The following is an 11466-nucleotide window of genomic DNA, read 5'->3' as shown; positions in this document are numbered from 1 at the left end:
AGTAAGCAGAATGGTTTTACCGGACTGTCTAGAGGCTGTTTGGCACAGCCATTAAGAATCAAGGTCTACTAAGATTTTGTATTCTTGAGAATCCCCGTCTCTGAGCGAGCGGGGAGTGTCAACTTTCCACTTCCGCTACTCAGCTTTTTTGAGCTTTTCGATTAACAGGGCTTTTACCTCGCTGTCAGCATCGGCAAGATCAAAGGGATAGGGTTGATAGGGGGTATTCGGATCACGACGACTCATTAGCACTAGAACTTACGCATTGACAGAAAGTTGATACTATGCAGTCAAGCCCAGCTTCTGTGTTAGATGTTCTAAAATAAAGTCACGAGCCAGAAGTGTTGAGATAAATTCCTTTGGACCACGAATTTTGCGGACATTGTGCAACTGCAACAACACAATTATCAGGCGATCGCGGACTGTATTGGTTACTGGTTATTGGGGACTGGGATGTAAACTACTCGTCGCGATTTAGTTCGAGTCCCAATCCTCATCCAAATCTTCCCCAGTCCCCTTTTCAACAGGGCATTAATGAATCTAATCTTCCAAGTACTGCCATATCTTCCTCATCTAATTCTACTGGTACACCACTTCTAATTAATTCGGCAAAATCTTCATTAGGAACCATAATTGTCAGCGTATACAAGCGACTTGAACCTGTATTTCTAATTAAATGCGTCCCCGTGGGTGGCACTAACAAACTATCTCCGGCTTGAATTTTTACAGACTTGCCATCACAAACAGCAATGCCTTCTCCTTTGAGGACAAAAAATATTTCTAAAGCCCATTGATGACGATTGGGTGGTGTCTTGCCACCGACATCAAAAATTTCTATACAACAAGTTAAGGAAGCGTTAGCATTTGCCGAATCAAAAATGATTGCTAACCGATTGGTGTCATCGGGACTAATGCGATAGGTTTGGTAATCTTTAGGAGACTTGACAACAGGAATTATACAACGAGTAGCGTGCATTTAATTTATTTCCTCATAAGTTGTCGATGGTTGTTAATGGGCATTGGGCATTGGGCAATGGGCATTGGTAATAATTCTTTTCCTTTTCCCTTTCCCATGAACCCCTTTCCCCCTCTTAAAATATCTATTTCAACATTTTTAAAATCGCTTGGGAGTCAGTTACAAAGCCGAAGCATTGTTTGACGTTGTACAGGGTTGCCAGCCAACAATACTCAGGAGAAGTTGTCGCAGTGCAGTCTTTAACTAGCACGCAGTCATATCCTAAGAAGTTGGCATCGCATAGCGTGGTCATTACACATTGGTCAGCGTTGACACCAGCAAAGAACAGTGTCGTTTTTCCCAGGTTCCGCAGGATACTATCTAAAGGGGTATCCCAAAAAGCACTCATGCGGTATTTATCTACGGTAATATCTTCGGGTAGTTGTTCGAGTTCATCGACCACCGCAGCTGCCCAACTACCAGCCATTAATACTTTAGCACCGTTGGCAGGCAGGCGATCGCCTAATCCTACACCTTCACCTGTGGGCTTGTAAACGTGAAGCGAAGCGGCGCTAATATTGAGTAAGTCGGGACGATTACCCCAATTTACCCAAATTACAGGAATTCTAGCAGCCCGAAGTTCTGGAAGTAAGTTTTTCAAAGGTTCGATGGGCTGACGTGCCTGATTGACATCTACGCCGATATGTGATAACCACCCATCAGGGTGGCAAAAGTCGTTTTGCATATCAATGACGAGGATAGCAGTTTTTGCCAAGTCGAGGTGTAGTTCTTTAGTTTCTGTTGTTAAGATAACTCTTTGTGGGGTTACGGGGGGACGAGTGATATCTGCGATCGCATGATTCACCGTCCAAGCATTTGGTGCAACTCCCAATGTCCGAAAAGGCAAATTCATAAATTATTTCACCCAACATCATTTTTTTCTTTGTAGCTTGAATTTATCCGGAAGTGAAATTACTTAATTAAGGTTAAATATTGTGGATACAATAATAAATGTTTTAATTCCAGTTGAAAACGGTTACGACACCGTACATGTGCAGATTATAGATAATGCCATCGCTGCAATCTCTCCTATGATAGACGCGATCGCCACCGCAATTGATGGTAAAAATAAACTGTTACTACCTGGTTTCGTCAACGCCCACACTCACTCTTCAGAAATGTGGCAGCGGGGAATTATGTCAATGTTTCCCCTAGAATTATGGTTGGCAGAACTTTACGACTTTGCACCGCTGGATATCGAGAAACTGTACCTCAGCGCTTTGGGTACAGCCGTAGAAACTTTACTTTCCGGTGGTACAACTGTAGTAGATCATCTGGTACTAATTCCAGGTAAAGAGTTAGAAACCATTGCTACAGCGGTTCGTGCTTATCAAGAAGTGGGAATTCGCGCTTTTGTCGCACCGTTAATTCAAGATGAATCTCTGAGTGCGGGGATACCATCGGGAGAATCAGAACAAACCCATGAGCCTTATTTTCGCTCAACCCAGGCAACATTGGAAATTATCGCTGAAGCGGTAAAGCAATTTCATCGTCCAGATGAGGGTATATATATTGTTACAGCTCCCACAGGGATACAATTGTGTTCTGATGCTTTATTTACCGGGTGCATTGAATTAAGCGAAAAATATGACCTTTGCCGTCACTCGCACTTACTCGAAACCAAAGCGCAAGAAAAACTCGCTCAAGAAAAATATGGTTGCAGTGCTGTAGAACATCTTAAACGAATTGGATATTTAGGCGATCGCACTTCTCTAGCTCATTGCGTTCACTTAACTGAAGCTGACATCACCATCCTTGCAGAAACGAAATCTACAGTCGTTCACAACCCCTTAAGCAACCTGCGTTTAGGCAGCGGCATCGCTCCCATCTTAAAATATCGTCAAGCTGGAGTCAACGTCACCTTTGGCTGTGATGGTGCATCCAGCAACGACTCCCAAGACTTACTCGAAGCCATCAAAATCGGTTCAATATTGCATAACCTTACCGACAAAGATTATCAACACTGGATTACACCCCGTCAAGCCGTAGAAATGGCATCATTTGGTGGTGCAAAAGCACTAAATATGGCAGATCAACTCGGTTCCCTCACCGTTGGGAAAAAAGCCGACTTAGTAATGTATGACCTCACCAGTTTATCATTACTGCCCCGCACCGACCCCATTGGTTTATTAGTTTTAGGTCGTCCCACCAACGTTGTCGATCGCGTGTGGGTGAATGGCAAGCAAATCGTCGCCGATGGTAAAGTAAAAACTATTGATGTTGATAACTTACGACAAGAATTATTTAACCACAGTCAGTGGCAGACAACCCGCACTTCCCTAACCGTCGGGCAAATAGAAGCCCATTATCGCAGGGTGATGGGTTTAAATTAGATGATCTCACGCCAAGGCGCAAAGACGCAAAGTAAAGAAGTTCTTCTTTGCGGCTTTGTGCCTTGGCGTGAGATAATTTCTAAGCTCTTTTGCGAAACAAACCTGTCATACTGACACCAGTAATCAACAAGCCCACTAACCCCAAACCATTCAACAGGGGATAAATTTTTTCTAGATGTAAGATTTCCAAGGTGTGAAGTCCGAGGATAAATTTACCTAACTGGTCTTGATGCAACCATTCATGGGCAATAGTAAAACCCATGCCGGTGAGTACGGTGAGAAATAAGGGGATACAAAGAGCGATCGCAATTTGGCGATGGTATTTTCTGAAACTACGTATCATTAATAATTTCCTAAGTTAATTTTACCTATTTTTTTAAACAGTAAATAACTCAATTTTAGAATAAACCAACTGTAAAAAAGGTTGCTGCACAAACTCGCAGCCTAACTACAAAATGAAACTAGTTCGCCATGAACAGAATTTACCCGGAAAAGGTGATCTACCACTAAAGACATCAGAAAGGAAAAAAGGGATATATTTTTGTGTATTGTTTGTGTCTGAGACGTTCCACCGTCACGTCTCTACTTCAATATCTTAATTGCCTTGGGAGCATACATGGAACGAGCCATTTCCGCATTGGGTGTATTAGTTTTTATCGCCATATCCTACGCATTATCTAACAACCGTCGCGCTATACGTTGGCGAACTATCGCTTGGGGGTTGGGTTTGGAGTTTGCATTTGCACTGCTGATTTTGAAAACTCCTGGTGGTTTAGCTGTGTTTAAATCTCTCGGTGATGTGGTAAGTAATTTTTTGGCATTCTCTGATGAAGGTGCAAAATTCGTCTTTGGAGAGAAATTTAAAGATCATTTATTTGCCTTTCAAGTGCTACCGACAATTATCTTTTTCTCTGCCTTTATTAGTGTATTGTACCATTATGGGATTTTGCAGTGGGTGGTAAATGGGCTGGCATGGGTGATGATGAAGACAATGAAAACATCAGGGGCTGAGTCTTTATCGACTGCTGGTAACATCTTTTTGGGACCGACGGAATCACCGCTAATTGTTAAACCCTTTGTGGCAACAATGACGCAATCAGAATTGTTCGCGGTAATGACAGGCGGTTTTGCCACAATTGCCGGTGGAGTACTGGGTGCTTATTTATCGTTTGGTATCCCACCAGAACACTTGATCGCTGCTTTCTTTATGACTGCTCCCACTGCCCTTGTGGTAGCAAAACTGCTTTACCCAGAAACGGAAGTATCGGATACGGTGGGTAAAGTAAAGATGGATGTGAAAACCAATTACGTCAATGTCATTGATGCTGCTACAACAGGAGCGCTTGACGGCGTGAAGTTAGCCGTTAATGTGGGGGTGATGATTATTGCCTTTTTGGGATTGTTAGCTGCTGTGAATGCCCTGCTGGGATGGTTGGGAACGCTTGTTAATTTACCCCAGTTGTCATTGGAATGGATATTATCTTTTATTATGGCACCTCTGGCGTGGTTGATGGGCGTGCCTTTAGCTGATTGCGGACAAGTCGGAGCGTTGTTAGGTAAAAAGACGATTTTAAATGAGTTTATTGCTTACGTAGATTTGGGGAAACTGATTAAAGATGGCAAAATTTCCCAGCGAGGAGCAATAATTGCCACTTACGCACTGTGTAATTTTGCGAATATTGGCTCAATCGGAATTACTATCGGTGGAATTACTGGGATGGCACCAAACCGCCAGCACGATTTGGCACGTATGGGTGTAAGTTCAATGATTGGCGGATTGCTTGCGGGTTTTATCACGGCTTGTATTGCTGGGATATTGGTCTAATTTGTTGGTTTTTAATTGATATTTTTCACAACTAACCACTAACAAATCCCATTATTTTTGATTGACGTAACCCATTTTCCAATTTTGTGGCTGTTTTAATTGATCTCCTTTACCTTGGAGAATCAGCCGAAGAGCAATCCGCGTGTTCAAAAATCCTTTGATCAAATAATATCCTGGTTTGGTATTTACGCCTGTGGCAAATTTCCTATCACCATAACCTATAATTCCGCAGTGAACCTCAGTTTTATTTATTGTGACTGTAAATAAAATGTCATTGAGATATCCATCCGGAATCATAAATAGACCGTAAACATGATGCTGACCAACCCAAGGCTTGACTACAATTTTGTCTGGATGAGTGTAGTATTTTTGGTCTTTTGAGGAAAAAAATCCCCATTCACCGCAACTAGTGATTGGCGATCGCTCTGAAAGTTTCGAGACGTAAGAAAAGCCTAAAATGCTTAATAAGCTAAGTGCAAATAAGATGTTAAGGAGTTGATTTTTTCGCACTTGTTCTACCCATCATTGTCTTTTTACCGTTATAGCTTAAAAGTTTTTAATGCGGCTAGAGTAATTTTGCCTGTGAAAAAATCTGTCTGGAGGTTAATGCCAAACTGGGAATATTTTTAGAACTTTTGACATTGCCTTGGAGCGATCGCCTGAAATTGTCGGAAAGTAAAATTTCCGACAAACAACCTATCACTCATAATAGCAACCCTTGCAAAAATTGCCGCCAGCTTACCTGACGGCAAAGATTCCTGATTGAATTTTGAATTGTTAATCTAGGATTTCACCTGATGGAAGGTGCCATTCCGTTGATGAGTGATGTCCACTGACGCTTGCCTTGAACTAAGGTATGAACTTGCCAGCTTGACTCAGTATCAGGATAGTCAATTCGGTAATGTCCTCCCCGGCTTTCGGTACGAAAGGCTGAACTTTTGAGGATGAGATTGGCTATATCTAAAAGATTCAACGTTTCTATAGTAGTTCTCAATTGCTGGTCAGCATCGCGAGTCTCAAGTTTTATGACTTGGGTGGGAGATAAATTGAATAAATATTGACTTACATTTAAACTAGCTAATTCGTCATGCCAAGCGCTAACTTGAGCGATCGCCGCTTCGATAACTTCTCCTTGGCGATAGACACCTGCACTCTGCCACATTAAGTTGGGCAATGCCTCTCTGATCGCAGCAATTTGCTCAAACTCTGCCACCCAAAGCGACTCTATTAACGAGGTGGGTATCGTCTTTTCTGCAATTAAAATCGGTTCAATTTGAATCTGGGGTTTAATTTGGGATAATTGAGCCGCAAACACAATACACTCAAGTAAGGAATTACTTGCCAAGCGATTAGCTCCATGAACTCCGGTACTGGCAGCTTCTCCAATCACATAAAGTCCCGGAATCGAGCTTTGGCTGCTCAAATCCACAGCTATCCCTCCCATCCAGTAATGTGCAGCAGGTGCCACCGGAATCGGCTGTTGGAAAACGTCGATGCCCCACTGCTGACATACTTTAATAATCTGGGGAAAACGCTGGCGTATTTGTGCTGGTGGAATAGTTCGTAAATCCAAGTAGACATGAGCATCTGCCAGATTCGTCGTAGTTTTGTCCAAGTGACTGAAAATGGCTCGACTCACCACGTCTCTGGGAGCCAACTCTCCTTCTCGGTGGTAGTTGAATGCAAAGCGATCGCCACTTCCATCTACCAAATGGGCACCCTCTCCTCGCACTGCTTCACTAATCAGAAATCGAGGTGCGCCCGGTTTCTTCAACGCCGTAGGATGAAACTGGAAAAACTCTAAGTCCCGCAACAAAGCACCGGAACGCCAAGCGATCGCCACCCCATCCCCCGTACTCACAGCCGGATTCGTCGTCTGAGAAAAAACTTGCCCACCTCCTCCTGTTGCCAAAACTACAGCCCCTGCCCGAATCCAGCAAATTTCTCCTTGATATAAAAGGCTAATTCCTTGGCAATGCCCCGTTTCCGGATGAAGCCACAAACTTATGGCTAAGGCTTGGGAAAGGACTTGGATGTTAGGTGAAAGCAAAACTTTGGTAGTCAGGATATCCACAATCTCTTTCCCTGTCGTGTCAGCGGAGTGCAACACACGAGGATGAGAGTGGGCAGCTTCTAGAGTCGTTGCCAGCTTGTCTCCGTGAAGATCGAAAGCTACACCAGTCTCAATCAGAGACTGGATTGCTGCTCTCGCATTTTCTACAAGGAACTGTACTGCTTCTGCATCGCACAGCCCTGCTCCTGCCTTGAGCGTATCCTCAAAATGCAATTGGGGGGAATCTTGCGGATTAATCGCTGCCGCAATGCCTCCCTGTGCCCAATTACTCGAACCTGAATTGAGCGCATCTTTAGTGACTAATCCAACGCGGAAATGAGTGGGAATACACAAAGTTGCGTAGAGTCCAGCAGCACCAGAACCAACAACAAGAATGTCAAATTCAGCAGGGACAATATCAGAAGACATAGCTTTTTGTTAATAGACGATAAATTATCCAAGAACCCATTTAGTAAGTTTTTGTAGCCTAATTTTTGGTTCGGAGTAGGCACTTTAGTGCCGTTCTAAGCGCTTAAGCGCTTACTACAAACAAAGTTGCGTAAGTTCTATTTTTTTAGATTTGAGATTCGCTCAATCCCGTTTGCCGGAGCCACTTCTGTTTAATTTCATCATGATTGCCGTAGTAATCATCGGGTTGAAATCCGGGCATTGGTTCATATACGTCTATTTCTTGCCACAGGGGATGGAATTTCTCAAGATGTTTGATCGATTGCTCGACAACTTTATCAGGTTTGAGCCAATATTTTTTTTCTTCTGCTGTTGCGTTGGGACGTAGCTTATTTTCATTCCCTGTATCCGTCGTACTCACATTAATAAACCGTCCTCGGATCAGTCCTTGCCAACTCTCTGAGTGCGCTAGGGTTTTGATGTATTCCCGCAAGGTATCTTTGGCGTAGGTGTAGGAGTGCCAGAAAGGAATTTTATACTTATCGGTAATTGAGCCAAATCCACAAAGAGCTAGTCTCGTTTGATGACCTTTTTGATGTTCCTGTTCTAGTTTTTCCACTAGAGGCTTAGAAATATTGACAAAAGTCTGATAGTTTGAGGAGTAAACTTCGTCATCGATCTTGATCTGTTCACAATCCCCATCTATGAACTGATCGCTATCTTCATATTCGTACTTAAATTTCCCAACCCCATGAATTAAAATGATGTCTGAAGCCTTTGACAAGTTCAGGTGATTAACTACTTTTTCCGTTATAATTGGATCGAGTAAATCTGCTTGATAATGAGTAGCTTCTGTCTCCATAAAAGCTCTAGAAATTGCTATGCAGGTTGTGTCCGGTTGTTGTAAAAAGTGGTCAATAAAGCTCTTTCCCACCGCACCACTTGCACCTGTGACAATGACAAGTCTAGAAATCATATTTTCATCCTCAAAGTTGATTTAATTCACTCTTAGTTTAAGAGTGTTTGTTTATCAAAAAATTATCGACATATTATCAATGAACTATTAAAAAGCCGGTCATTACCTAATAGGAATCACATGAAGATGGCATCGGCAATTAAGGCTCCCCGTTCTGCCATCGTGTATAATCCAATGTGGTGAGCGATGTTTTGGGGATGAATAGCAGTCTTGGGAAGTCCCTGAGCGGCTGCTACCTCTGCGGGGAGGTCATAGGTAGAACAGCCTTCGGTATAGACAGCAATGTCTTTGAGAGTCGGAACCAGCCCGTGATTGCGAACCGAGAGGATGGTGACTACAAAGTCCATGACGCAGATATCAGTGCAGATACCCACAACCACTAAGGCTTCCAGGTTGTGTTGGTTGACCCAATCAAGTAAAGCATTGTGTCTAGTGTTAATGTCAATGGAGCCAATGAAGCCATTGATGCAATCTTTCTTAATGAGTGTCCCCAGTGGATGAGTTTCTAGCCACTTGAGTTCCTGAACTAATTCTTCTTCCCCTGAGCCTCTTTCACAATGAAGAGGATAGGGAGGTTCGGGTTTACCTGGTTCGTGGGTATCTAGAAAGGCAAGAACAGGTAAACCCTTCTCAGTAAAGGCTCTGGCAAGGCGATCGCTCTCTGACACCATCTTGGCAATTTGTGCGTTAGGTTCGGTAGGAGCTAATGAACCATAGCCCACGGTACAGAAGCCGTTGACCACATCCACTACAATTAATCCTGTGGGGCGAGATCCCACAGTGTATGGTTGAGGGTCAATGGGTAAAGCAGCTGCGATCGCAGCTTCGGTAGAGTCAGATTTGATTACACTACTGATCATAGATTCAATGTATTGAAATCAGGATTAAAAGATGAGTTTATAGTCCTTCCAGTTCTGGGACAAGTTTTTCTTATCCTTAATTAATCACCAGGCGATGTTGGAAGATTTTTTGATAGTATGGCATACACTCGTCAAGCAGAGGCATTAGTTCATTCGGGAAATCAAGTTTTTTTTCTTCATATGTAAATTTAGTGGAATTCAAAGCATTTGTATACCAGTGTTCGTAGGGACTTCCTTGTACCCATGTCAAACTGTTGTCTGCTGGTTTCCAATCAAGCATTTTTTCTGAGTAATTAACTCCTAACTTAGTACACAAAAACTGGAGATACTTCCGAGGGGCTTTTACCAATTCATTCGAGTCGATAACTAAAGGGGTTTCCCCTGTTAACTGCTGAACTTCTTCAAATAACTTGAAATGTTGCAGCCAGCCAACTTTATCTATTTTCAAGTTTCCTTGGCAATAGTTGGCTTGCCAATATGAATAGATTGTTTCTTGGGGATTTCTAATTAAAAAAAAGTTTTTCAGTTGCTTAATCCAATCTCTACCAAATTCTGGCAAAGCGTGCTTGGTGTTGTGTTTTTGAAAAGAGAAAGATGCACCATCAGGTAGCTTGCCAGTAATTTTATTAATTACTTTTTTGTAGTCTAGTTCAGAGTATTTTGACAATTCTTCTGGTTTCTGAGGCAGATAATTATCTTGACCCTTGATAGCTAAGTAGGCACCATAAAAAGGTTCATCGTAAACGACGCATTCATCTAACTGCCCAAAAGCACGAGCAATTACTGTTGAACGACTTCTAGGACAGAACCACATGGCTATGTGTTTATTACTTGTCATGATTCTATATTCTTAAGCTGACTTAGCCATCTACTGAAAACGGTTCTTAACAAACACCAAAAGTTACACCTAAATCCTTCAACCAGCGACGATAGGCAATAGAGGTGCGATCGCACTGAGCATGTACTTCTGTTGGATAGTCCGCGCTGGTGCTCTTTTGAGAGACCAGGGGTAATCGAACTGGACGATGGGATTCCAATAAAACGGTATCTTGACGAAAAAGTTTATCCTGAAACTCACGCAACTTTGAGTCAGGAGTTTCATCCCCATAATTCATGGCTACCCACATCCATACCAGGCATTTTTCTTCCTCTACAGGTGTCACAGTAAAGAAAAAAATCATCCGCCCTCTGCAAGTATGTTTAACACTATATAGTGTCAAGGGACAAATTCGCTGTAAGTAAGTAACTTTTCCGCCTACACCAGTTCCGTCATGATCCGGTTGCCACATCTTAAGGTTACGAACAATAATACCATCTCTGTCCACTTCCACTTCATAGTCTTCAATTTGTGCTTGTTGGGAATCTCCCACAAATCCTTCATGAGCAAAACAGAAGTGCGAGACATCAAACCCATTCTCGAAGGTACGAAAAGGACTGGAATTACAGTTATATGGACCCATTAAGACTTGACGATAGTCGGCATCGTCCCACTCTGGAAATGCCGCTACATCTTTAGTCGGTTCTCCCAAGCATACCCACACCAAGCCGTAGCGTTCCTGACATTGGTAAGTCCTTACTCGCGCACCTGTTGGAGGCTTTTGTTGAGGGTTAGCTGGAATATAGAAACACTGACCATCTAGATTGTACTGCCAACCGTGATACCCACATACAAGAGAATCATTGACTACCTTTCCTAAAGAAAGACGAACACCTCGATGGGGACAGCGATCTTGCCAAACTTGAATTGTAGATTCAACATTGCTACCGCGCCACAACACCAAGTCTTCCTCTAATAGGCGAACTCGGTTAATACTGTTGATTTGGCACTCTTTTGATGTTGCCACAGGATGCCAATCATTGAGAAGAACTTTGTCAGTTGTTACCATAGCGATAAAACCAGGATTCATTTTTAATCAGTAGATATCGACCTAATTTAAATATGCTTTACACAGAAACCTTGATTAGACGTAGCAGTGCTACGTCTCTACATTTTTTT

General features: G+C 42.7%; 11 protein-coding genes. 2 read left to right on the top strand and 9 right to left on the bottom strand.

Translation table 11 applies throughout. The features are described 5' to 3' along the window. Positions 1-520: 520 nt before the first annotated feature. Entirely contained in the window at positions 521-976 is a 456-nt protein-coding gene (locus OGM63_RS09605; RefSeq protein ID WP_263745293.1) for a cupin domain-containing protein, read from the bottom strand. Positions 977-1100: 124 nt separating this feature from the next. Beyond that, positions 1101-1868 (bottom strand): cysteine hydrolase family protein, encoded by a 768-nt coding sequence (locus tag OGM63_RS09600; protein WP_263745292.1) that lies wholly within the window; start codon positions 1866-1868, stop codon positions 1101-1103. An 82-nt stretch (positions 1869-1950) separates the two neighbouring features. Between OGM63_RS09600 and OGM63_RS09595 the strand changes: the two genes are divergently transcribed. Beyond that, positions 1951-3348: an amidohydrolase gene (locus tag OGM63_RS09595; RefSeq protein ID WP_263745291.1), complete on the top strand. Its 1398-nt coding sequence runs from the start codon at positions 1951-1953 to the stop codon at positions 3346-3348. Positions 3349-3427: 79 nt separating this feature from the next. On the opposite strand, the gene OGM63_RS09590 is transcribed toward OGM63_RS09595, so the two are convergent. Continuing rightward, on the bottom strand, positions 3428-3691 hold the full coding sequence (locus OGM63_RS09590; protein WP_263745290.1) for a peptidase: 264 nt from the start codon (positions 3689-3691) through the stop codon (positions 3428-3430). Between the two features lie 273 nt (positions 3692-3964). Between OGM63_RS09590 and OGM63_RS09585 the strand changes: the two genes are divergently transcribed. Further along, positions 3965-5173 carry a NupC/NupG family nucleoside CNT transporter gene (locus OGM63_RS09585; protein ID WP_263745289.1) on the top strand — a complete coding sequence of 403 codons (1209 nt, stop codon included), beginning with the start codon at positions 3965-3967 and terminating at the stop codon, positions 5171-5173. A gap of 51 nt (positions 5174-5224) precedes the next feature. Here the strand turns inward: OGM63_RS09585 and OGM63_RS09580 are convergent, their stop codons facing one another. The 6 genes from OGM63_RS09580 to OGM63_RS09555 all read right to left on the bottom strand — a co-directional run bounded on the left by OGM63_RS09580 (position 5225) and on the right by OGM63_RS09555 (position 11377). After that, positions 5225-5683 carry a hypothetical protein gene (locus OGM63_RS09580; protein ID WP_263745288.1) on the bottom strand — a complete coding sequence of 153 codons (459 nt, stop codon included), beginning with the start codon at positions 5681-5683 and terminating at the stop codon, positions 5225-5227. 280 nt (positions 5684-5963) lie between these two features. Next, positions 5964-7655 (bottom strand): L-aspartate oxidase, encoded by a 1692-nt coding sequence (gene nadB, locus OGM63_RS09575; RefSeq protein WP_263745287.1) that lies wholly within the window; start codon positions 7653-7655, stop codon positions 5964-5966. Positions 7656-7800: 145 nt separating this feature from the next. Beyond that, positions 7801-8610: an SDR family oxidoreductase gene (locus OGM63_RS09570; protein WP_263745286.1), complete on the bottom strand. Its 810-nt coding sequence runs from the start codon at positions 8608-8610 to the stop codon at positions 7801-7803. Positions 8611-8726: 116 nt separating this feature from the next. Beyond that, positions 8727-9470, bottom strand: a complete 744-nt coding sequence (locus OGM63_RS09565; RefSeq protein ID WP_263745285.1) for an isochorismatase family protein — start codon at positions 9468-9470, stop codon at positions 8727-8729. Between the two features lie 76 nt (positions 9471-9546). Then, positions 9547-10308: a sulfotransferase-like domain-containing protein gene (locus OGM63_RS09560; RefSeq protein WP_263745284.1), complete on the bottom strand. Its 762-nt coding sequence runs from the start codon at positions 10306-10308 to the stop codon at positions 9547-9549. A 46-nt stretch (positions 10309-10354) separates the two neighbouring features. Further along, positions 10355-11377 carry an aromatic ring-hydroxylating dioxygenase subunit alpha gene (locus tag OGM63_RS09555; protein WP_263745283.1) on the bottom strand — a complete coding sequence of 341 codons (1023 nt, stop codon included), beginning with the start codon at positions 11375-11377 and terminating at the stop codon, positions 10355-10357. Positions 11378-11466: the final 89 nt, after the last annotated feature.

It is taken from the genome of Plectonema radiosum NIES-515 (assembly GCF_025753815.1).
Classification (GTDB): domain Bacteria; phylum Cyanobacteriota; class Cyanobacteriia; order Cyanobacteriales; family Nostocaceae; genus Hassallia; species Hassallia radiosum_A.
Note: the sequence above shows the minus strand (reverse complement) of the source record. Positions and strands in the feature narration are given on the sequence as shown.